Source organism: Streptomyces misionensis (assembly GCF_900104815.1).
Classification (GTDB): Bacteria; Actinomycetota; Actinomycetes; order Streptomycetales; family Streptomycetaceae; genus Streptomyces; species Streptomyces misionensis.
The window spans coordinates 5,286,696-5,307,345 of sequence record NZ_FNTD01000004.1 but is presented as its reverse complement, the minus strand read 5'-3'; the positions used below and the strand labels follow the sequence as shown (position 1 = coordinate 5,307,345).

The 20,650-nt window shown below is 72.8% G+C and carries 21 protein-coding genes; 12 read left to right on the top strand and 9 right to left on the bottom strand.

From position 1 onward, the window contains the following. Window positions 1-47: 47 nt before the first annotated feature. The 6 genes from BLW85_RS25930 (at window position 48) to BLW85_RS25905 (ending at window position 6,118) form a co-directional block, all read left to right on the top strand. Window positions 48-554, top strand: coding sequence for a protein-tyrosine phosphatase family protein (locus BLW85_RS25930; RefSeq protein ID WP_244174914.1), 507 nt, complete (start codon window positions 48-50; stop codon window positions 552-554). Between the two features lie 113 nt (window positions 555-667). Continuing rightward, a complete protein-coding gene (locus BLW85_RS25925) occupies window positions 668-1,399 on the top strand; it encodes a hypothetical protein (RefSeq protein WP_074993230.1) in 732 nt (243 codons plus the stop codon). Next, complete coding sequence (locus tag BLW85_RS25920) at window positions 1,396-2,640, top strand: sensor histidine kinase (protein ID WP_074993229.1); 1,245 nt, start codon at window positions 1,396-1,398, stop codon at window positions 2,638-2,640. Before BLW85_RS25925 ends, BLW85_RS25920 begins: the two co-directional genes overlap by 4 nt. An 88-nt stretch (window positions 2,641-2,728) precedes the next feature. After that, a complete protein-coding gene (locus tag BLW85_RS25915) occupies window positions 2,729-4,090 on the top strand; it encodes an FtsW/RodA/SpoVE family cell cycle protein (RefSeq protein WP_070026742.1) in 1,362 nt (453 codons plus the stop codon). Window positions 4,091-4,131: 41 nt separating this feature from the next. Then, window positions 4,132-5,589 carry a penicillin-binding transpeptidase domain-containing protein gene (locus BLW85_RS25910; protein ID WP_177330113.1) on the top strand — a complete coding sequence of 486 codons (1,458 nt, stop codon included), beginning with the start codon at window positions 4,132-4,134 and terminating at the stop codon, window positions 5,587-5,589. A gap of 43 nt (window positions 5,590-5,632) precedes the next feature. After that, a complete protein-coding gene (locus BLW85_RS25905; protein WP_074993228.1) occupies window positions 5,633-6,118 on the top strand; it encodes a DUF3291 domain-containing protein in 486 nt (161 codons plus the stop codon). Here the strand turns inward: BLW85_RS25905 and BLW85_RS25900 are convergent. Together BLW85_RS25900 and BLW85_RS25895 are read right to left on the bottom strand one after the other, a co-directional pair. Beyond that, the gene (locus tag BLW85_RS25900) at window positions 6,102-7,001 is read right to left on the bottom strand and encodes a hypothetical protein (protein WP_079172647.1); all 900 of its coding nucleotides are present in this window, start codon (window positions 6,999-7,001) and stop codon (window positions 6,102-6,104) included. The genes BLW85_RS25905 and BLW85_RS25900 overlap by 17 nt on opposite strands. 55 nt (window positions 7,002-7,056) lie before the next feature. Continuing rightward, window positions 7,057-8,166: a ferritin-like domain-containing protein gene (locus tag BLW85_RS25895; RefSeq protein ID WP_070026745.1), complete on the bottom strand. Its 1,110-nt coding sequence runs from the start codon at window positions 8,164-8,166 to the stop codon at window positions 7,057-7,059. Window positions 8,167-8,290: 124 nt separating this feature from the next. On the opposite strand from BLW85_RS25895, the gene BLW85_RS25890 reads away from it, so the two are divergent. Further along, a complete protein-coding gene (locus BLW85_RS25890) occupies window positions 8,291-9,229 on the top strand; it encodes an AurF N-oxygenase family protein (RefSeq protein WP_074993226.1) in 939 nt (312 codons plus the stop codon). Window positions 9,230-9,249: 20 nt separating this feature from the next. On the opposite strand, the gene BLW85_RS25885 is transcribed toward BLW85_RS25890, so the two are convergent. Then, complete coding sequence (locus tag BLW85_RS25885; RefSeq protein WP_074993225.1) at window positions 9,250-9,825, bottom strand: HutD/Ves family protein; 576 nt, start codon at window positions 9,823-9,825, stop codon at window positions 9,250-9,252. Between the two features lie 141 nt (window positions 9,826-9,966). Between BLW85_RS25885 and BLW85_RS25880 the strand changes: the two genes are divergently transcribed. From BLW85_RS25880 to BLW85_RS25870, 3 genes are all read left to right on the top strand, one after another. Continuing rightward, on the top strand, window positions 9,967-10,626 hold the full coding sequence (locus BLW85_RS25880) for a TetR/AcrR family transcriptional regulator (RefSeq protein ID WP_074993224.1): 660 nt from the start codon (window positions 9,967-9,969) through the stop codon (window positions 10,624-10,626). Continuing rightward, the gene (locus tag BLW85_RS25875) at window positions 10,613-10,933 is read left to right on the top strand and encodes a hypothetical protein (RefSeq protein WP_177330109.1); all 321 of its coding nucleotides are present in this window, start codon (window positions 10,613-10,615) and stop codon (window positions 10,931-10,933) included. The genes BLW85_RS25880 and BLW85_RS25875 overlap by 14 nt, the downstream gene beginning before the upstream one ends. 115 nt (window positions 10,934-11,048) lie before the next feature. Beyond that, window positions 11,049-12,074 (top strand): C40 family peptidase, encoded by a 1,026-nt coding sequence (locus tag BLW85_RS25870; protein ID WP_070026748.1) that lies wholly within the window; start codon window positions 11,049-11,051, stop codon window positions 12,072-12,074. A 64-nt stretch (window positions 12,075-12,138) separates the two neighbouring features. Here the strand turns inward: BLW85_RS25870 and BLW85_RS25865 are convergent, their stop codons facing one another. The 5 genes from BLW85_RS25865 to BLW85_RS25845 are packed head-to-tail and all read right to left on the bottom strand — an operon-like array spanning window position 12,139 to window position 17,837. Then, a complete protein-coding gene (locus BLW85_RS25865; RefSeq protein WP_070026749.1) occupies window positions 12,139-13,392 on the bottom strand; it encodes a styrene monooxygenase/indole monooxygenase family protein in 1,254 nt (417 codons plus the stop codon). Between the two features lie 24 nt (window positions 13,393-13,416). Continuing rightward, complete coding sequence (locus BLW85_RS25860) at window positions 13,417-14,076, bottom strand: GTP-binding protein (RefSeq protein WP_070026750.1); 660 nt, start codon at window positions 14,074-14,076, stop codon at window positions 13,417-13,419. Further along, window positions 14,057-14,473 (bottom strand): DUF742 domain-containing protein, encoded by a 417-nt coding sequence (locus BLW85_RS25855; RefSeq protein ID WP_070026751.1) that lies wholly within the window; start codon window positions 14,471-14,473, stop codon window positions 14,057-14,059. The genes BLW85_RS25860 and BLW85_RS25855 overlap by 20 nt, the downstream gene beginning before the upstream one ends. Next, on the bottom strand, window positions 14,470-14,967 hold the full coding sequence (locus BLW85_RS25850) for a roadblock/LC7 domain-containing protein (RefSeq protein ID WP_074993223.1): 498 nt from the start codon (window positions 14,965-14,967) through the stop codon (window positions 14,470-14,472). The genes BLW85_RS25855 and BLW85_RS25850 overlap by 4 nt, the downstream gene beginning before the upstream one ends. Further along, complete coding sequence (locus tag BLW85_RS25845; protein ID WP_208624895.1) at window positions 14,964-17,837, bottom strand: sensor histidine kinase; 2,874 nt, start codon at window positions 17,835-17,837, stop codon at window positions 14,964-14,966. Before BLW85_RS25845 ends, BLW85_RS25850 begins: the two co-directional genes overlap by 4 nt. A gap of 371 nt (window positions 17,838-18,208) precedes the next feature. Here BLW85_RS25845 and BLW85_RS25840 point away from each other — a divergent pair, with 371 nt between their 5' ends. Further along, window positions 18,209-19,000, top strand: coding sequence for a protein phosphatase 2C domain-containing protein (locus tag BLW85_RS25840; protein ID WP_074993221.1), 792 nt, complete (start codon window positions 18,209-18,211; stop codon window positions 18,998-19,000). A 92-nt stretch (window positions 19,001-19,092) separates the two neighbouring features. On the opposite strand, the gene BLW85_RS25835 is transcribed toward BLW85_RS25840, so the two are convergent. Continuing rightward, a complete protein-coding gene (locus BLW85_RS25835) occupies window positions 19,093-19,584 on the bottom strand; it encodes a MarR family winged helix-turn-helix transcriptional regulator (protein ID WP_070026755.1) in 492 nt (163 codons plus the stop codon). Window positions 19,585-19,825: 241 nt separating this feature from the next. Between BLW85_RS25835 and BLW85_RS25830 the strand changes: the two genes are divergently transcribed. Further along, a complete protein-coding gene (locus tag BLW85_RS25830; protein WP_070026757.1) occupies window positions 19,826-20,650 on the top strand; it encodes a lysozyme in 825 nt (274 codons plus the stop codon).

Below are 20,650 nucleotides of genomic sequence, written 5' to 3'. Positions count from 1 at the left end.
GGTTACCGTGGAGACCGGCCCTGCGCAGGGGAGTTGGGGAGGCGCCGTTGCGGACCCGCGGAATGCAGCCCGACGTGCCGGCTCCACGGAGTCCGTGGAACGAGATCGTGCCCGGTCTGTGGATGGGCGGGCACGAGTACCGGGCGCGTACGGGGCGGCTGGAGACGGCCGTCGTACGGGACGAGTTCGACGTGGTGCAGACGCTGCTGCGGCTGCCGGGGTACGGCCCCGACCCGGGCGTGGAGCACCATATGTGGCCGATACCGGACGGGCCGCTGGACGGCACCCAGCTCGCCGGTGTGATCCGGCTGGCGCGGGCGGCGAACGAGTCGCTGGACGCCGGCCGCCGGGTGCTGGTGCGCTGCTACCACGGCTACAACCGCTCGGGGCTGGTCGTGGCGCACGCCCTGATCCAGCGGGGCGCGGCGGCGGACGAGGCCATCCGGGTGATCCGGGCCCGCCGCTCGGCGTGGGCGCTGCACAACGAGCTGTTCGTGGCGTATCTGCACGCCGGTCTGCACACCGTGCGGCTGCTGGAGGAGCTGGCCGAGTAGCCTCTCTCCCGCGCGCCACGGCCCGGTTGTACAGAACGGACGAAAAGGGGCTTCCTTGGAATCTATGTGCATACTGGCCTACTGACCTGAGAAACCATCGTCCCAGGAGCACCGTGCCCGTCCGTCGCCCTGTGCGCACCGCCCTCACCGTGGCCGCCGCCGCCCTGCTGGCCGCGACGGCGACGGCCTGCGGGGACGCCGGCGAGTTGCAGAGCGCCGGGCCGACGCAGACCGCCGACAGCCCCGCCAAGCTCTGGCCGGACCTGCGGCCGGCGTCCAGTCCGGCCTACCCGTACGCCGTGGCCACCCGGGAGACCGTCAAGGGGCTCACCGCCCCCGGCGACGACATCCGCCGGATCGACCCGGTGGACATCGTCGGGGCGGAGCTGCGGGCGCATCCGGCGGACTACGGGTCGAAGGGGGCGTACCACGCGACCGCGGAGCGGATGAAGGACTGCCGGGCGGGCGGCGACCGGGCCCGGTGCCCGCTGCTGAAGCCGTACTACCGGGACCTCACCGGGGACGGCCGGCCCGATCTGACGCTCGGCTTCCGGCTGTACCCGACCAACCAGACGGCGGTGCGGGTCTACACCGTCGAGGGGCACCACCTGGTGCAGGTGCTCGCCGACAACGACGCGATCACCGGGGTGGAGCTGGCCGGCCGCGCGCTGATCGAGCGGTCCCCGGCCGACATCTCCGGCTACGAGTACCGCACCACGTGGGAGTGGGACCCGGGCCAGCGCGCCATGGTGTTCTCCCGCGACGAGTACCTGCACATCGGCGGCGGCCGGGCCCGCCACCGGACGCCGTCGCCCTCGCCGTCGCCCGCCGCGAGCGCGTCATGAGGCTGATGCCCCGCTGGGCCGGGCCCCTCGCCGTCAAGGCGGCCGTCTTCATCACCGTGATGTGCTGTGCGCTGGCCGCGCTGCTCGGTGTGCTCGTGCACGTCTCGGTGACCAACCAGACCGTCGGGCAGGCCCGCGAGCTGGCCCTGTCCCGGCTCGCCGACGCCACCCACGCCTACGAGGCCGGGGACGCGCTGCTGCCGAACGCCGGGGTGGACCCGGAGGGACTGCCCGGCTCGCTGCGGTCCCTCGCGGTCTCCGGGCAGCGCGGCACGATGGTCTCCACGCACCGGGGGCGGCCGACGATGTGGGCGGCCGGGCCGGTCTCCGGGCACCGGGCGCTCGCCGTGGAGATCGACTACTCGCAGCAGTCCCGCACCATCGCCGGGCTCGACACCTCGATCCTGTGGTCGTCCGTGCTCGCCATCGCGGCGACGGTGCTGGTCGGCGTGTTCGCCGTGTCCCGGGTCACCCGGCGGCTGCACGGCACCGCGCGGGTGGCCCGCCGGATCAGCGCGGGCGACCTGGACGCGCGCGTCGACGACCCGCGCACGAAGGACCCGACCCTCCCCCAGGACGAGGTGGCCGCGGTCGCCGCCGCGCTGGACTCGATGGCCGCCTCGCTCCAGGGCAAGCTGCTCAGCGAGCAGCGGTTCACCGCGGACGTGGCGCACGAGCTGCGCACCCCGCTCACCGGGCTGCACGCGGCGGCGGAGCTGCTGCCGCCGGGCCGCCCCACCGAGCTGGTGCGGGACCGGGTGGCCGCGCTGCGCACGCTCACCGAGGACCTGCTGGAGATCTCCCGCCTGGACACCGGTCGGGAGCGGCTGGAGGCGGACGCCGAGGAGCTGGGGGCGCTGGCCAAGCGGGTGGTGCGGGCCTCGGGCACGGACACCGAGATCCGCGTCGTCCGGGACGCCCTGGTGGAGACCGACCGGCGGCGCCTGGAGCGGGTGCTGGGGAACCTGGTGGCCAACGCGCACAAGCACGGGGCGCCGCCGGTGGTGCTGTCGGTCAACGGGCCGGTGGTGACGGTGCGGGACCACGGCGGCGGGTATCCCGGGTACCTCGTGGCCCACGGGCCCCAGCGGTTCCGCACGGAGGGCGGGGCGCGGGGGCACGGGCTCGGGCTGACGATCGCGGTGGGGCAGGCGGAGGTGCTGGGCGCGCGGCTGTCGTTCCGCAACGCGCCGGACGGGGGTGCCGTGGCGACGCTGATCCTGCCGGTGGCCGGGCGTTAGGACCCGTCCATCGGCCCGGACAGGGGTCCTTTCGGCATCCGATGTGGCGTTTGATCACCTCAGCGGATCTTTTGGATAGGTTCCCGGCATGAGCAACGCCGGAACCGCCGCGCCCACGGCCCGGGCGCCCGTGCCCGTCGTGCGCCTCTCCCGGCGCCGCGGCGTGGAACTCGCGCTGATCGTGCTGGCGGTCACGCTGTCGGTGTACGGCTACTGCGCCGTGGGCCTGGCCCGGGCGGGGCGGGTGCCGCCCGGGGCGCTCGCGTACGGGGCCGGGCTGGGGTTCCTCGCCCTCGTCGCCCATCTCGCCGTACGGCTGCGGGCGCCGTACGCGGACCCGCTGCCGCTGCCGATCGGGGTGTTGCTCAACGGGCTCGGGCTGGTGCTGATCTACCGACTGGACCTGGAGACGCCGGGCGACCGCGCGGCCCCCGCCCAGCTGGTCTGGTCCACGCTCGGGGTGGCCCTGTTCATCGTCGTCGTGCTGCTGCTGCGCGACCACCGGGTGCTCCAGCGGTACGCGTACGTGTGCGTGGTCGCCGCGCTCGTCCTGCTGCTGGTGCCGATCCTCTTCCCGGCGGTCAACGGTGCCCGGATCTGGATCCGGATCGCCGGGTTCTCCATCCAGCCGGGCGAGTTCGCGAAGGTGCTGCTCGCGGTGTTCTTCGCCGCCTATCTGGCGGCCAACCGCAACGCGCTGGCGTACACCGGCCGCCGGGTGTGGCGGATGCAGTTCCCGACCGGCCGGGTGCTCGGCCCGATCGTGACGATCTGGCTGCTCAGCGTGGGGGTGCTGGTCCTGGAGCGGGACCTCGGCACCTCGCTGCTGTTCTTCGGGCTGTTCGTGGTGCTCCTGTACGTCGCCACCGGCCGCACCGGCTGGATCGCGGTGGGGCTGCTGCTGGCGGTGCTGGGCGCCGTCGCCGTCGGCCGGGTGGAGCCGCACGTGGGCGGCCGGATCGCGGACTGGCTGCACCCGTTCGCCACCATCGAGGCCGGGCGGGGACCCAACCAGCTGTCCCAGTCGCTGTTCGCGTTCGCCGCGGGCGGGCTGCTGGGCACCGGGCTGGGCCTCGGGCACTCGGTGCTCATCGGCTTCGCCACCAAGTCGGACTTCATCCTGGCCACGGCGGGCGAGGAGCTGGGCCTCGCCGGGCTCGCCGCGATCATCCTGCTGTACGCGCTGCTGGTGGAGCGCGGCTACCGGGCGGGCCTCGCGCTGCGCGAGCCGTTCGGGCGGCTGCTCGCGGTCGGGCTGGCCTCGATCGTGGCGCTCCAGGTGTTCGTGATCGCGGGCGGGGTCACCGGGCTGATCCCGCTGACCGGCATGGCGATGCCGTTCCTCGCCCAGGGCGGCTCCTCGGTGGTCACCAACTGGGCGATCGTGGCCCTGCTGATCCGGGTGAGCGACTCGGCCCGCAGCCGGTACGACGGCACGGAGGCGCCGTGAGCGAGTACGCGGGCATGGGCGGCGGCGAGGGCGGGCGGCCGATGGCCCGCTGCATCCGGCACGCCTGCGCCTTCTGCACCCTGCTGCTCGCGGCCCTGCTGGTCAACGCGGCCCGGGTGCAGCTGGTGCAGGCCGGCACCTACACCGGGAACCCGGCCAACCGCCGCTCCGACATCGCCCGTTACCAGCAGCCGCGCGGGGACATCCTGGTCGGCGGCCGGCCGGTCACCGGCTCCGTGGACACGCATGAGCAACTGCGCTACGAACGCGCCTACCGGAACGGCCCGTTGTACGCCCCGGTGACCGGCTTCGCCTCCCAGTCGTACGGCACCACGTTCCTGGAGCACGCCGAGGACGGGGTGCTCTCCGGCACCGATCCGATGCTCCAGCCGCTGCCGCTGTGGAACGACATGACGCGCGGGCGCAGTCCGGGCGGGAACGTGGTGACGACGCTGCACCGGGCCGCGCAGGAGGCGGCGTACCGGGGGCTCGCCGGGCGCAAGGGCGCGGTGGCCGCGGTCGAACCGGCCACCGGCCGGGTCCTGGCGCTGGTGAGCAGCCCCTCGTACGATCCGGCGCAGCTGTCCGGCAACGGCGAGGCGACGGCCTCGGCGTGGGCGCGGCTCAACAGCGACCCGGAGAAGCCGATGCTCAACCGGGCGGTGAGCCAGACCTATCCGCCGGGTTCGACGTTCAAGGTGGTCACCGCGGCGGCGGCGCTGGACGCGGGCGCGGTCACCGACCCGGACGCGCGCACCGACTCCCCCGACCCCTACCGGCTGCCGGGCACCCGGACCCGGCTGACCAACGAGGCCGACGGCTGCGCGGACACCTCGCTGCGGGACGCCTTCGAGTGGTCCTGCAACACGGTCTTCGCCAAGCTCGGCGTGGACGTCGGGGTGCGGGACATGAAGAGCACCGCGGAGGCGTTCGGGTTCAACGACACGGGCCTGCGCATCCCGTTCCCGGTGGCGCCCAGCACCTTCGACTTCCGGGTGGACAAGGCCCAGTTGGCGCTGTCGTCGATCGGTCAGTACAACACGCGGGCCACCCCGTTGCAGATGGCGATGGTCGCGGCGGCCGTCGCCGACGACGGCCGGCTGCACACGCCGTACCTGGTGGAGCGGACCACCCGGCGCGGGGGCGAGACGGTCTCCGGCGGCGGGATGCGCCCGGTCCGCCAGGTGATGCGCCCGTCCACGGCCCGGCAGCTGAAGGACCTGATGACCGGCGTGGTCCGCGAGGGCACCGGCACCCGGGCGGCCATCCCGGGCGCGGTCGTCGGCGGCAAGACCGGCACCGCCCAGCACGGGGTGGGCAACACCGGGGTGCCCTACGCCTGGTTCGTCTCCTGGGCGCAGGCCGACGGCGCGGCCGAGCCGGGGGTGGCGGTCGCCGTGGTGGTGGAGGACGCCTCGGCGGACCGCGGCGAGATCAGCGGCGGCGGCGACGCGGCCCCGATCGCGCGGGACGTGATGCGCGCGGTGCTCGGCCGCTGAGACGGGGCTACCGGCGGCGGCCGGGCCGATCTACGGTGCGCCCATGACGGATACGGCAGCCGTGCACCAACTGGCCCAGGTCAACATCGCCCGACTCAAGTACCCGCTGGACTCACCGCAGTTGAAGGACTTCGTGGAGGGGCTCGACCCGGTGAACGCGGTGGCGGACGCCTCGGACGGCTTCCTCTGGCGGTTGCAGAGCACCTCGGGCAACGCGACCGACGCACCGGTCCTCGGCGACCCGTGGCTGATCGTCAACATGTCGGTGTGGCGGGACGCCAAGGCCCTGACCGCGTTCATGTACCGGGGCCGGCACCGGGAACTGCTGGCCCGGCGCAGGGAGTTCTTCGAACACGTCGAGGAGGCGATGACCGCGCTGTGGTGGGTGCCGGCCGGCCACCGCCCGACGGTCGCCGAGGCGGAGGACCGGCTGCTGCACCTGCGGGCGCACGGCCCGACGGCGTACGCGTTCACCCTGCGGGCGCCGTTCGAGCCGGGCGAGGAGCCGGCGGTCAGAGAATCGGCTTGACCGCCTCGGAGCGGATCTGGATGGTCTGCTTGGCGAGGGCCGCCAGGTCGATGGTCGACGGGTCCTTCGCCACGGTCGCCATGTCCACGATGGCGACCGTGGCGCCGGTGTTGTCGTCGGCCCAGGCGCACATGGGCAGCGTGACGCTGGAGCCGATCTGCTCCTGGGTCAGCACCTCGCAGCTGACCGTGACCTCCAGGTCGAAGTCCTTGGGCTGCACGGCGACCTTGGCGCCGTCGGTCTGGGCGGCGCCCTTCATCATGTTGCGCCGGGCCGTGTCGGTGTTCTTGAACCGGCCGTACATGCCCGACACCACCAGGGTGCCCTTGGTCTCGTCGCCGCCCAGGCTGTAGCTGCCGACGACACCGTGGGTGTCCTTGGCGTCCCAGGCGCCGTCCGCCTCCTGCCCGATCTGCTTGCCCTCGGTGTCGGAGAGGTCCTTGGCCAGCTCGTACTTCCCGTCGAGCAGCGTCTGCGGCAGCGTCAGCTTCCGCTTGCCCTCGGGGAAGCTGGTCGCCGCCTTGTAGCCGATCGCGCCGAGCGCGACCAGGCCGCCCACGACCAGGACGACGACACCGCCGACGATCCCGAGGATCAGGCCGACCCGGCTCTTCTTCGGGGGCGGCGGCGCCACGGGCGGCATGCCGTTCCAGCCCTGGTACGGGGGCTGGGGCTGCTGGGGCTGCTGCGGATAGGGCTGCTGGGGGTACGGCGAGCCGTACGGGCCGGGGTTCTGCGGAGGCTGCTGACCGTACGGGCCGGGATTCTGCGGAGGCTGCTGGCCGTACGGGCCGGGATTCTGCGGGGGCTGCTGGCCGTACGGGGGCTGCCCGCCGTACGGGGGCTGCGGCTGATCGGGGTACGGCGGCTGCTGCGGAGGCATGGACACGCCAGCACGCTACTGCACGAGGGTGAACAAAGAGCCATCGAGTCCGGAATCAGCCGTCTTCTCCGCCCTCCCGGATCGCCTCCGTCACCTCGGCCACCCGCTCCCGCTCCTCCACCGCGAACCGCTCGGCGTCCAGCCGGTCGGCCAGTTCCTCGTCCTGCGCCATCAGCTGGTCCAGGTTCGCGTCCCCCAGCTCCAGGACGCCCATGTCGACGTAGGCACGCTGGAGGCGCTCGCCCCACAGCCCGATGTCCTTGACGCAGGGCACGATGCGGCTGAACAGCAGCTTGCGGAAGAGCTGGAGGAACTCCGAGCGCTCGCTGAGCCGTTCGGCCTCGGCGCGCGCGATGCCGAAGTTCTCCAGCACCTCCACCCCGCGCAGCCGGTCGCGCATCAGGTGGCAGCCCTCGATGACGAACTCCTCGCGCTCGCGCAGTTCGGCGTCGGTGAGCCGGCGGTAGTAGTCGCGCAGCGCCATCCGCCCGAAGGCCACGTGCCGGGCCTCGTCCTGCATGACGTACGTCAGGATCTGCCGGGGCAGCGGCTTGGTGGTGGTGTCCCGGATCATTCCGAACGCGGCCAGCGCGAGGCCCTCGATGAGCACCTGCATGCCCAGGTACGGCATGTCCCAGCGGCTGTCGCGCAGGGTGTCGTCCAGCAGCGACCGGAGGTTGTCGTTGATCGGGTAGAGGAGCCCGATCTTCTCGTGCAGGAACCGGCCGTAGATCTCGGCGTGCCGGGCCTCGTCCATGGTCTGGGTCGCGGAGTAGAACTTGGCGTCCAGGTCGGGCACCGACTCCACGATCCGGGCCGCGCAGATCATCGCGCCCTGCTCGCCGTGCAGGAACTGGCTGAACTGCCAGGAGGCGAAGTGCCGCCGCAGCTCGCCCTTGTCCTTGTCGGTCATCCGGTCCCAGTACGGCGTCCCGTACAGGACCATCGCCTCGTCGGGGGTCCCGAGCGCGTCGTACGGATCGACCTCCAGGTCCCAGTCGATGCGCCGGGTCCCGTCCCACTGCTTGTCCTTGCCCTTCTGGTACAGGGCCAGCAGGCGGTCGCGTCCGTCGTCGTACTCCCAGCTGAACCTGGCCGCGCCGGACGCGGGCACGTGCCAGGCGGAGGCTCCGGGCTCGTTGGCGTACAGGTCGTGGGTCGGCATACCTCGCAGGCTCACACGCGCGGGCGCGGTCAACAAGTCCTGCGCGGGGGATTGACGGCCTTGCTGACAAGCAGTCTCATAAGTGACTGGACGACATCCCCCCGGGTAACGAGGTGACGGAGCCATGACGACCCTGACGGAAGCGGACGCGCTGGACGGCCTGCGCGATGCGCTCGGCCTGCTCAAGGACCGGGAACAGGTGGCCGAACGACTGCTCGTCTCCTCCGCCAAGCACTCCTTCGACCCGGACAAGGAGCTGGACTGGGAGGCGCCCTTCGAGGAGGGCAAGTGGTTCTGGCCGCCGGAGCTGGTCTCGCTGTACGACACCCCGATGTGGCGGCGGATGAGCGAGGAGCAGCGCATCCTCCTCTCCCAGCACGAGGCGGCGGCGCTGGCCTCGCTCGGCATCTGGTTCGAGATCATCCTGATGCAGCTGCTGGTCCGGCACATCTACGACAAGGCGGCCACGAGCGCGCACGTCCGCTACGCCCTCACCGAGATCGAGGACGAGTGCCGCCACTCCAAGATGTTCGCCCGGCTGATCTCGCACGGCGGCACCCCCTGGTACCCGGTGAGCAGGGTCCACCTGAACCTGGGCCGCCTCTTCAAGACCATCTCCACGACCCCCGGTTCCTTCACGGCGACCCTGCTGGGCGAGGAGATCCTGGACTGGATGCAGCGGCTGACCTTCCCGGACGAGCGGGTGCAGCCGCTGATCCGGGGCGTGACCCGCATCCACGTGGTGGAGGAGGCCCGCCATGTCCGCTACGCCCGCGAGGAGTTGCGCCGGCAGATGGTGACGGCCCCCCGCTGGTCCCAGGAGTTCACCCGGGTCACCTCCGGCGAGTTCGCCCGCGTCTTCTCCGTCGCCTTCATCAACCCCGACGTGTACACCAACGTCGGCCTCGACAAGCGCGAGGCCATGGCCCAGGTCAAGGCCAGTGCCCACCGCCGGGAGGTCATGCAGACCGGCGCCAGGCGCCTGACCGACTTCCTGGACGACATCGGGGTGCTGCGGGGCGTCGGGCGGCGGCTGTGGCGGTCGTCGGGCCTGCTGGCGTAGGGACCGCCGCCGGGAGACGGTCAGAGGGGCGCGGTCGTGCGGGTGAGGGTGACCAGCGCGGCGACGCCCGAGACGTCGAGGGCCTCGTCGCCCGCGTCGGCGGTCAGGGCCGCGTCGAGGCGGCCGAGGGCCGAGCCGGCCGTTTCGAGGACGGCGGAGCCCTCCAGCACCACCGCGAGCAGCGTGGCCCCGGCCGGCGCCGAGAACGCCGTCCGTCCGCGGACGATCTCCACCCGCGCGGCGGCCCGGCCGCGCCGGGTCATCACGTTGAAGTCGACGAGCGGGCCGCCGAGCAGCCGGCAGTCGGTGGCCGCGTCGCCGGGGAAGGCGAAGGGGGCGTAGCGTTCGGCCACGGTGTGCGGCGTACCGTCGACGGTCAGCACCATGCCGGGGCCGTCGACCAGGGTGATGATCCGGTCGACCCCCTCGAAGCGGGAGAACGGGCCGCCCCGGTCCACGTCGGCGAGGCTGACGCGCCACTCGAAGTCCGAGGTCCCCGCGCCGCCGGGAGCCGCGGCGATCTCACGGGTCAGCCCGCCCCCGTTCTTCCACGGCGCCGCCGGACGTTCGTCCGCCCTCAACACCCGCACCGTCATCCCGCACTCCCTCTCGTCCGCCGTCGATGCCGGCCCGGGAGCCGGCACCACGTGTGTATCCGTGGATCTCCCGGTTGTCGAGCGAGGTCCGCCGGCCGGCGGCCCGGCGCTCCCCGGTGCCCGCAAGTTACGCTGCGTGGCATGACCCCGCAGGCCGCCACCCCCGCCTACCGCCGGCTCAGCGTCGAGGAGCGCCGGCGCCAGCTGCTCGACGCCGCGCTGTCCCTGTTCGCGCACCGGGCGCCCGAGGACGTGTCGCTGGACGACGTGGCGGAGGCGGCCGGGGTGTCGCGGCCGCTGGTGTACCGGTACTTCCCGGGCGGCAAGCAGCAGTTGTACGAGGCCGCGCTGGGCTCGGCCGCCGACGCGCTGCGGCAGTGCTTCGACGAGCCGCGCCAGGGGCCGATGCTGGCCCGGCTGTCCCGCGCCCTGGAGCGCTACCTGACCTTCGTGGACGAGCACGACACCGGCTTCTCGGCGCTGCTGCGGGGCGGCAGCGTGGCGGAGACCTCGCGCACCACGGCCATCGTGGACGGGGTGCGCCGGGCCGCCGCCGAGCACATCCTCAGCCACCTCGGCGCCGCCGACGCCGGGCCCCGGCTGCGGATGACCGTACGGATGTGGATCACGGCCGTGGAGGCGGCCTCCCTGATCTGGCTGGACGAGGGCAAGCAGCCGCCCGCCGACGAACTGCGCGACTGGCTGGTGGACCAGTTCGTCGCCGTCCTCTCGGTCACCGCGGCCCGCGACGAGCAGACCGCGGCCCTCCTCGGCACCTTCGCGCGCGATGGCCGAGACTGAGACCGTGAAGAGCCAGAACACCCCGTTCGAGGGCGGCCCCATGGACGGACGCGTGCTGCCCGTCCTGGTCGGCCCGACCGGGCACCCCCCGAAGACGTACCGCGTCCCCGTCCCCGCCCCGGACGGCGGCCCGCCCACCGTGTACGTCTACCGGCGGGTGCCGCGCGGCCACAGCAAGCGGCTCGGGCTGATCCAGGGCTGGAAGTACGCGTACGACCCCGACGACACCTCCGGCGGCCGGCTCCGCTGGCCCTGGTCCAAGCCCCGTGCGACACCGCCCGGCAAGCCGGGTGACACGCGCGGGTGACAAAGATGCGCCGAACCGCCCACACGCGGCGCGCGCCCCACCCGGATACGTCTGATTATCGCGGTGCGATAGGGCCCGGCAATGCGCCCACCCCTTCCGCACCCGAGGTGATGACGTGTCAGGAAAGCTGCTGCGCCTGGCCTGCACGGCCGCCGTCGCGGCCCAGGCCGCCCTCGCGCCGGTGCCCGCCGGCGCCGCACCGCAGCCGCAGCGGTCCGTCTCCCAGCTGCTGACGGACCTTCAGACGCTCTACCGGCAGACCGAGCAGGCCACCGAGACCTACGACGCCACCGCCGACCGGCTCCAGCGGCAGAAGGCCGAGGTGACACGGCTCGACGGCGAACTGGCCCGCGCCCGGCTCGCCCTCCAGGACAGCCGCGCCGACGCCGGGCGGCTGGCCCGCCAGCAGTACCAGAGCGCATCCGGCCTCGGCCCCTACATCAGCCTCCTGCTCGCCCCCGACCCGCAGCAGCTGCTGGACGAGAGCCATGTCATCGAGGAACTCGCGCGCCAACGCGCCCGCACGGTGGCGAAGCTGACCGGAGCCGAGCAGCGCAAGGACGCCGTCGCCCGCGCCGCCCGCAAGGCCCTCGACACCCAGCAGTCGCTCGCCGGCCGGCAGAGGAAGCAACGCGACGCCGTGCAGCACAAGCTCCACGACGTGGAACGCCTGCTGGCCGCCCTCTCCCCCGACCAGCTGGACGCCGTCACCCGGCTGGAACAGCAGGGCGTCGACGCGGCCCAGAAGGCCCTCACCGCCGCGGGCTCGCTCCCCGACGACCGCCCGCCCTCCCCCGGGGGCGAACGCGCCGTCCGCTTCGCGATGGAACAGCTCGGCAAGCCCTACGTCTGGGGCGCGCAGGGCCCGTCGGCCTACGACTGCTCCGGCCTGACCTCCCAGGCGTGGCAGCACGCGGGCACCCCGATCCCGCGCACCAGCCAGGAACAGTGGCACCGGCTGAAAAGGGTCCCCCTGCGTCGGCTGCGCCCGGGAGACCTGGTCATCTACTTCCCGGAGGCCACCCACGTGGCCATCTACGTGGGCGACGGAAAGGTCGTACAGGCGCCGCGTCCGGGCGCCCGGGTCAAGATCTCGCCGCTGGCGTCCAACCCGGTGCTCGGCGCCGTACGACCCGGATAGCGCCCCGGGGGCGCGGGGAACCGGGCGGCCCTTCGGCCGCCGGCGCACCCGCGCCCCCGGACGATCAGGCCCCGGACACGGACGCCAGGTACGCCTGCGCCTTCTCCGGCTCGAAGAAGAAGTTCTCGAAGTCCGCCGGGTTGTCGAACCCATTGGCGAACCGGTTCGCCACCGGCTGCAGCTGGCCCGCCGCGCCGATGAGGTTCAGGACGTGCTCCGGCGGCGGCGCCAGCATCGCGTTCGTCCACTTGGTGACGTGCTGCGCCGTCGCCCAGTACCGGTCGAACGTCTCGCGCATCCACGCCTCGTCGAACGGCTGGTCCCCGCGCTCCAGGATCGACGCGAGGTACGCGGCCGCGCACTTGGACGCGGAGTTGGAGCCCTGGCCGGTGATCGGGTCGTTGGCCACCACCACGTCGGCCACGCCGAGCACCAGACCGCCCGAGGGCAGCCGCCCGATCGGGTTGCGCACGGTCGGCGCGTACCGGCCGGCCAACGTGCCGCCCGCGTCGGTCAGTTCGACCTTCGTCGCCCGCGCGTACTCCCAGGGCGTGAACTTCTCCATGAGTTCCAGGGTCAGGGAGAGGTGCTCCGCCGGGTCCTTGACGCCGTTGAAGACATCGAGCGGGCCGCCCGGTATGCCCTCCCAGAACAGGATGTCGGCGCGCCCCGAGACGGTGAACGTCGGCATGACGAACAGCTCGCCGACGCCCGGCACCAGGTTGCAGCGGACCGCGTCGAACTCCGGGTGCTCCGGGCGCGGGCCCATGCCGTGCACGTAGGCCACCGCGAGGGCGCGCTGCGGCCTGCTGTACGGGGAGCGCTCCGGGTCGCGGGCGAACATCGACACCAGCTCGCCCTTGCCGGCCGCGACCAGCACCAGGTCGTAGGTGCGGGAGAAGTAGTCGAGGTCGCCGACCGCCGCGCCGTGGATGACCAGCTGGCCGCCGCGCTGGGCGAAGGTCTCCATCCAGCCGGCCATCTTGACCCGCTGGTCGACCGACTGGGCGTAACCGTCCAGCTTGCCCACCCAGTCGATGGCGCGCTGGGTGGGGCCCGGGTCGTGCGAGCCCGGGGCCGCGACCGAGACGCCCAGGCCCTCGATCTTCGGGGCCTGGGACTCCCAGAAGTTCAGCTGGAGGTCGCGCTCGTGCTGGAGGGCGGTGTGGAACATGCACTGCGTCGACATCACCCGGCCGGAGCGGATCTCGTCCGCGGTCCGGTTCGACATCAGGGTGACCTCGTAGCCGTGCGACTGAAGGCCGAGGGCGAGCTGGAGTCCGGACTGGCCGGCTCCGACGACGAGTATCTTCCGCATGCGGGTGGTGGCTCCTTACAGGGACTACTCGGGGGTTTCGTCCAGCGCGTGGCCGACCAGGGCCAGGAGGGTCTCGATGGCCGAAATCCGGCGGCGCGCATCCATGATCATGACAGGGATGTGCGCGGGTATCGTCAGCGCCTCCCGCACGTCCTCCACCTCGAACAACTCGCTGTTGTCGAAGTGGTTGACGGCCACGACGTAGGGCAGCCCGCAGCTCTCGAAGTAGTCCAGGGCCGGGAAGCAGTCCTTGAGGCGGCGGGTGTCGGCCAGCACGACGGCGCCGATCGCGCCGCGCACCAGGTCGTCCCACATGAACCAGAACCGCTGCTGGCCCGGCGTGCCGAACAGGTAGAGCACCAGGTCGTCGTCGAGCGTGATGCGGCCGAAGTCCATGGCCACGGTGGTGGTGACCTTGTCCGGGGTGTCGGACAGGTCGTCGGTGCCCTCGCTCGCCTGGGTCATCAACGCCTCGGTCTGCAGGGGCGTGATCTCCGAAACGGCCGTGACCAGCGTGGTCTTGCCGACGCCGAAGCCGCCCGCCACCACGATCTTCGTCGCGATGGGGGCCCGCGTCCGGTCCGTCTGCCAGGCCTTCAGGTCCTCGTCGGGCTCGGCGAAGCCGGCGACGAGGGGGGCGGCGCCTCCGGGGGAGGCGGTGGCGTCAGAGACGGCGAAGTCCACTCAGCACCCTTTCCAGCAGAGCCCGGTCCGGGCGGCCGGTGCCGTGACCGGTTCCGGTGCCGTACACACGGATCTTTCCCTGGTCCGCGAGATCGCTCAGGAGGACGCGGACCACGCCGAGCGGCATCTTCAGCAGCGCGGCGATCTCGGCCACCGTGCGCATACGGCGGCACAGTTCGACGATGGCCCGCATCTCCGGCATGACACCGGCGAGCGATCCGTTCGTCAGTTCCTTGCGCTCCTCCGGGGCGTCGAGGGCCGCGGTGCTGGCCACGAACGTCTCCACGAGGAGGACGTGACCGAAGCGGGTACGGCCGCCGGTGAGCGAGTAGGGGCGGACGCGGGCGGGTTTGCGCTCACCGCCGCGCACGGGGAGTTTTTTGGGCTTGTCGCTCATCGGTCGCTCCCCGTCGGCCCGGCCTCCATGGACTTGCGCAGCTCGCTGCGGAGTTCCGGGGTGAGGACGTGGCCGGCCCGGCCGACGAACAGCGCCATGTGGTAGGCGACCACGCTCATGTCGCACTCGGCGGAGCCGTGCACGCCGAGCAGCGAGCCGTCGCTGATGGACATCACGAACAGGCTGCCCTCCTCCATGGCGACCATCGTGTGCTTGACCCCGCCGAACGCCATCAGCTTGGCGGCGCCGACGGTGAGGCTGCCGATGCCGGAGACGATGGTGGCCAGGTCGGCGGAGGAGCCGCGGGGGCCCTTGCCCGGACGGGCCTCGCGGGACTGCCGGCTGTGGCCCGGGTCGGACGACAGCAGCAGCAGACCGTCCGAGGAGACCACGGCGACGGACTGGATGCCAGGGACTTCCTCCACCAGGTTGGTCAGCAGCCAGTGCAGATTGCGGGCCTCACTGCTCAGCCCGAAGGTACTGGGAGCGGTCAACTGCTTGCCTCCTCGACAGGGCCCCCCGTGGTGTCTTCGGTACGGTCTTCGATCTCTGCCTCGACGTCGCGGTAGCCGGCCTGTGCTCCTCGGCGGAAGCCGCCGAGCCTGCGGCGCAGGGCCTCGGCGTCGACGCTCGTGCTGCGCTGACGGGGCGGGGGTGCGGGTGCGGTGATCTTGGGAGTGCGCTTGGGCAGGCCCTTGCTGGTGAGCTTCTCCTCGGCCTCGCCGTCGCCGTCGGCCGCGGCGCCGGCCGGGGACTCGGCGGCCGCCGGGGCCGGGGGCTCGGTGGGCGCGGGCCGGGTGTGCGTGGGTTCGGCGGGGGCGGGCTCGGCGGAGGCCGGCCGGACGGGCGCGGGCTCGGCGGCGGGCTCGGACGCGGGCTCGTCGGCCGCCGGGTCCGTGAGCGGGAGCAGCAGCTCCATCGTGGTCTCGGCGAAGGTCTCCACCGGCGTCTTCGGCCGGGCCCCGGCCTCCTCCTCGTCGGGGCCGGCCTGCTCGTGCACGGCCTCGTCGTCGGCCGCGCCCGTCGCCTCCTCGGGCGCCGGCTCCTGCTCGGGCTCGGGCCGCGCCTCCACCCCGGCGTCCCGCACCGCCTTCTCCGCGAGCGCGACCAGCGGATCGGACTGGTCCGACGGCTCGGGCTGCCCGGACTGCTCGGCGGTGTCCTTCGGGCGGGTCGGCAGGACGTTGGAGTTGGCCTCGGCGGCGGCGCCCGGCAGGGTGAAGGTGCCGGTGGTGGAGGTGGCCGTCTGCGGGGGTACGGCGGTGGCGGGGGCGTCGGCGAGGAGGGTGGCTGGCAGCACCACGACCGCCGCGACACCGCCCTGCTTCTGCTCGCGCATCTGCACCCGCACCCCGTGCCGGTGGGCGAGGCGGGCCACGACGTACAGGCCGAGCCCGAGGCCGTCGTCGCCCTCCTGGTCGTAGGCCGAGTCGGGGTCGAAGTCGGCGAGCCGGGCGTTGAGGCGGGTGAGGCGGTCCTCGGCCATGCCGATGCCCTCGTCCTGGACGGAGAGCATGACCTCGCCGGACTCCAGCAGCCAGCCGGAGACCTCGACCGGCACGTCCGGCGGGGAGAACGTGGTGGCGTTCTCCATCAGTTCCGCCAGCAGGTGGGAGAGGTCGTCGGCGGCGAAGCCCGCGATGTGCGCGTGCGGCGGCAGCGCGGCGATGCGCACCCGCTCGTAGCGCTCGATCTCGCTGACCGCCGCGCGGACCACGTCGACCAGCGGGACCGGTGCGTGGTGCTGCTGGACGTGCTCGGTACCGGCGAGGACCAGCAGGTTCTCGCTGTGCCGGCGCATCACCGTGGCGAAGTGGTCCAGCTTGAACAGGGTGGACAGCCGCTCCGGGTCCTGCTCCCGCTCCTCCAGTCCCTCGATCACGGCGAGCTGGCGCTCGACCAGGCCGAGGGTGCGCAGCGCCAGGTTGACGAAGGTGCCGCCGATGCCGGCGCGCACCCGGCGCAGTTCGGCGCTGACGTCGGCGAGTTCGGCGCGCAGTTCCTCGCGGGCGTCGGCCATCTTCTGCCGCTGGCCGACCAGGTGCTTGCGGTCGGTCTCCAGGGTGGCGACGCGTTCGTGCAGCGCGACGGCGTGCGCGTGCAGGGCGTTGACGGAGCGGACGACCTGCGCGAACTCGTCGTTGCGGCCGGTGAAGGCGATGGGCTCGCGGCCCGCCGCGTCGCCGGGCTCGGCGAGCCGGGCGGAGCCGCGGCGCAGCACGGACAGGGGCCTGGTGAGGGTGCGGGCCATCGCCGTGGCGACGCCGACCGCGACCAGCATCAGCACGCCGAGGGCGGCGACCCGGATCTCCAGGGCGGTGACGTCGTCGTCCCGCAGCCGCTCCAGGTCCTTGGTGCGGTGGTCGTAGAGGGCCGACTCCGCGCCGCGCATCAGGTCGATGCGACCGGACAGGGCCGCGTCCAGCTTCTTGGCGCTGGTGTCGAACGCGCTGTCGGGCGGGGTCGGCTGGGCGGTGAAGGTGTCCAGGTACTTCTCGGCCGAGTTGACGTCGGAGCCGGTGACCGTGGAGTCGTAGGAGTCGACGGCCGCCTTGGGGGCGGTCTCGCGGAAGTCGGCGAGGGCCGCGTCGGCGCGCAGCCGGGCCTGCTGGGCGGCGGCGGTGAGCGCGTCGCGCTGCTTGCGGTCCGCCTCGCTGGGGACCGTCGTGGTGGTGGGCAGTCCGGTGACCGGGCTGATCACCGTCTGGGTGGTGGCGGGCACGTTCAGCGCGGCGAGCAGCAGGCCGCGGGCGGCGGCGGACTGCTGGACGGCGCTGTCCAGCTCGGCGAGCGCGTGCCCGCCGGAGCCGGCCCGCGGGGGCGTCCTGTCGGCGAGCTGCTCGGCGAGCCGGTGCAGTTCGGTGATGGTGGCCGAGTAGGCCCGGTGGGTCTCCAGGGCCGTGCTCTTGCCGGTGAGGGCGGAGCGGCGCACGGCCGCGATGGCGTCGAGGTCGCCGCGCAGGCTCGCCGGGGTGTCGCTGTCGGCGCGCAGGTCCTCCACCTGGCGGTCGACGCGGGTGCTGCGGTCCTCGGAGGGTGCCTTGGACTGCGGGCGCCCGGCCGCCACGTAGGAGGTGACCTCGTCGCGCTCGTCGGCCAGCGAGTTGGCGAGCGCGAGGGCGTCCTGGGTGCGGGTGGCCAGCGTGACCAGGTCCTGGGATTCGCTGACGTCGCCGGACGCGGTGAGCAGGGCGGGGGCCCCGGCTCCCGCGACGGCCGCGGCCACCACGGCGACGGCGACGATCAGCCGGTTGCGCACATGCGTGGGCCGGCCGGTGCCCACGGGAGTCTCGGGGGCGGTCCCCTGGGGGGCCGTCTGCCTGCCTGTGCGCCGAGGCCGCTTCATCTGCACCGGTGCTCGCATTCCTGAACTCGTCTACCCAAGGGCCGGGTGGCGCCCCGTCAGCTCGGTGCCAAGTGGTGCGTGCACCCGGTTCGTACGGTTCCCGACCCTCCCAGCGCCGGTGGGCAGTGGTCGCGCATCACCTGACCCGCCACCCGAAGGAGTGAACCCCGGAGGGGAGTTGGCGGGCAAGTTCCTCTGGCGTGTGCCGGGCCGTCGTACGGCGGGCCGGTTGGACGCGGCGGGCGGCGTTTGGCAATATTCGCCACCGCGCTTTTTCGGAGTAGGCCATTCCCACCCAAACCAGGCGCCTGACCTGCGCGCTCATGTCAAACCGTGGGTGATTGCCAGCCTTTGGCAGAACTCGTGAAGGCCTCGTGCAGACTGGCCGGATGCGAACTGATCTGGTTTCGGAGCCCGGAGACGCGACCCGGCCCAACGAGGACTTCGCCGGTGTCGGACTACCCGCCTCCGGACAGGGCGGTTGCGTGATCTTGCTGGACGGAGTGACGCCGCCCGCCACGGAGACGGGCTGTCTGCATTCCGTCCCCTGGTTCACCGCGCGGCTCGGCGGTGCGCTGACCGAACTGACCGTTTCCGGCCGAGATCTGACGCTGCCGGAGATCCTTTCCCGCGCGATCGAGCGCACCGCGGGCGCACATGCGCGAACCTGTGAGCTTTCTCACCCGCGCACCCCTCAGGCAACGGTCGTCCTGGCCCGCTGGGGCACGGAGACGGTCGAGTACCTGGTGCTCTCCGACTCGGCACTGCTGCTGCGCTCGCCCCGGGGCGAGGTCACCGCGGTGCTCGACGACCGGCTCACCCGGCTGCCCCGCTCGGCGCTCGCCACCGAAGCGGCGGTGGACGCCACCCTGCGCAACAAGGAGGGCGGCTTCTTCACGGCCGCCGCGGACCCCTCGGTCGCCGCCCGCGCGGTGACCGGGACCGTGCCCCGCCGCGCGGTGGGGGCGCTGGCCGCGCTGACGGACGGCGCGACCCGCTGGACGGAGACGTTCCGCCAGGGCGACTGGACGGCCCTGTTCGACGTGGTCGAGAAGGAGGGCGCCCGCTCGCTGGTCGACCGGGTGCGGCGGCTGGAGGCGGCGGACCGCGAGGAGCGGGCGTACCTCGGGCGGAGCAAGACGCACGACGACGCGACGGTGGTGTACGCCGACCTGTCGTGAACCGGGGCCGGCGGCGGTCCGGGTCCGACGGTGGTCGGGGTCCGACGGTGGTCGGGGTCCGGCGGTGGTCGGGGTCCGGCGGGGCCCGAGGGTTACTTCTCCATGACCCCGTTGAGCTGGTGCAGCAGCCGGGCCAGCTCGGCGACCTCCCGGCGGTCCCAGTGGGCGAGCTGGCTGACGTACCGGGCGCGGCGGGCCTCGCGGACCGTGCCGACCCGGCGGCTGCCCTCCTCGGTGAGGGTGACGAGCCAGGCGCGGCCGTCGGCGGGGTCGGGCTCGCGGGTGATCAGGCCCAGCTCCTCCAGGGCGCGCAGCTGGCGGGACATGGTGGCCTTGCCGACGCCGAAGTAGCCGGCGAGTTCGGTGGCCCGCCGCCCGCCGTGCTCGTCCAGCCGGATCAGCAGGCCGTAGGCGGAGGACTCCAGATCGGGGTGGACCTCGCGGGCCATCTCGCCCTGGTTGGCCCGGGCGCGCCGCAGCAACACGGTCAACTCCCGTTCCAGCGCGAGGAATTCCTGGTCTGCACCACTGGGCGTCACCTGCTCGGCGACGCGTGCTTCTGCGCCGTTTCCGTTCTCGTGCACGTCACACCCCTGATCGGTTTCGCGGTCCTGAAAGTTTCTGTCCACCGCCGTCATAGCCGCAGCTCGGTAAGTATTTCGCAGGCGTAGACCAACGGCGGCGCCCGGACCCCCTTCCCACGCCGTGGTCTACGTGCGTAGCTTTTTCGACGGGCAGTGAATGACATGCCCACGACAGTGCACCTTCTACCGAGGTCACTGCCATGTTCCCCCCACTCTCACCCCACCTCCCCGGAGGCACCTCATGCCTGCGCACAGACCCGGTTCCCACCGCCCGCGCCCGTTGGCCGTCCTGGTCACGGCCCTGCTCGCGGCGGCGGCCTGCGCCCTCCCCCTCACCTCCGCCCAGGCCGCGTCCGCCCCCACCCGCGGCGCCGCCTACATGGGCATGGGCGTCGCGGCCCACGACGGCACGCACGGCACCCCCACCAGCGGCGACGCCACCCAGACCGAGGGCGTGGACGTCTCCAACTACCAGGGCAACGTGGCCTGGTCCACCCTCTACGGCAGCGGTGTGCGCTGGGCGTACACCAAGGCGACGGAGGGCACGTACTACACGAACCCCTCGTTCACCCAGCAGTACAACGGCTCGTACAACGTGGGCATGATCCGCGGCTCGTACCACTTCGCGACCCCGGACACCACCAGCGGCGCCACCCAGGCGAGCTACTTCGTGGCACACGGCGGCGGCTGGTCCAAGGACGGCAAGACGCTGCCCGGCGCGCTCGACATCGAGTGGAACCCCTACGGCGCCTCCTGCTACGGCAAGACCGCGAGCCAGATGGTCAGCTGGATCGCGGACTTCCTGAACACGTACAAGTCCCTCACCGGCCGGGACGCCGTGATCTACACCGCCACCAGCTGGTGGACCGAGTGCACCGGCAACTACGCCGGGTTCGCGGCCAACAACCCGCTGTGGATCGCCCGCTACGCCTCGGACCCGGGGACGCTCCCGGCCGGCTGGTCGTACTACACGATGTGGCAGTACACCTCCTCCGGCCCGACCGTCGGCGACCACGACAAGTTCAACGGCGCGCTCGACCGCGTCCAGGCCCTCGCCAACGGCTGA

Coding starts and splice junctions, on each gene's coding strand:
- BLW85_RS25920 (WP_074993229.1), top strand. CDS start 1,396: ATGAGGCTGATGCCCCGCTGGGCCGGGCCCCTCGCCGTCAAGGCGGCC.
- BLW85_RS25915 (WP_070026742.1), top strand. CDS start 2,729: ATGAGCAACGCCGGAACCGCCGCGCCCACGGCCCGGGCGCCCGTGCCC.
- BLW85_RS25910 (WP_177330113.1), top strand. CDS start 4,132: ATGGCCCGCTGCATCCGGCACGCCTGCGCCTTCTGCACCCTGCTGCTC.
- BLW85_RS25905 (WP_074993228.1), top strand. CDS start 5,633: ATGACGGATACGGCAGCCGTGCACCAACTGGCCCAGGTCAACATCGCC.
- BLW85_RS25900 (WP_079172647.1), bottom strand. CDS start 7,001: ATGCCTCCGCAGCAGCCGCCGTACCCCGATCAGCCGCAGCCCCCGTAC.
- BLW85_RS25895 (WP_070026745.1), bottom strand. CDS start 8,166: ATGCCGACCCACGACCTGTACGCCAACGAGCCCGGAGCCTCCGCCTGG.
- BLW85_RS25890 (WP_074993226.1), top strand. CDS start 8,291: ATGACGACCCTGACGGAAGCGGACGCGCTGGACGGCCTGCGCGATGCG.
- BLW85_RS25885 (WP_074993225.1), bottom strand. CDS start 9,825: ATGACGGTGCGGGTGTTGAGGGCGGACGAACGTCCGGCGGCGCCGTGG.
- BLW85_RS25880 (WP_074993224.1), top strand. CDS start 9,967: ATGACCCCGCAGGCCGCCACCCCCGCCTACCGCCGGCTCAGCGTCGAG.
- BLW85_RS25875 (WP_177330109.1), top strand. CDS start 10,613: ATGGCCGAGACTGAGACCGTGAAGAGCCAGAACACCCCGTTCGAGGGC.
- BLW85_RS25865 (WP_070026749.1), bottom strand. CDS start 13,392: ATGCGGAAGATACTCGTCGTCGGAGCCGGCCAGTCCGGACTCCAGCTC.
- BLW85_RS25855 (WP_070026751.1), bottom strand. CDS start 14,473: ATGAGCGACAAGCCCAAAAAACTCCCCGTGCGCGGCGGTGAGCGCAAA.
- BLW85_RS25845 (WP_208624895.1), bottom strand. CDS start 17,837: ATGCGAGCACCGGTGCAGATGAAGCGGCCTCGGCGCACAGGCAGGCAG.
- BLW85_RS25840 (WP_074993221.1), top strand. CDS start 18,209: ATGCGAACTGATCTGGTTTCGGAGCCCGGAGACGCGACCCGGCCCAAC.
- BLW85_RS25830 (WP_070026757.1), top strand. CDS start 19,826: ATGCCTGCGCACAGACCCGGTTCCCACCGCCCGCGCCCGTTGGCCGTC.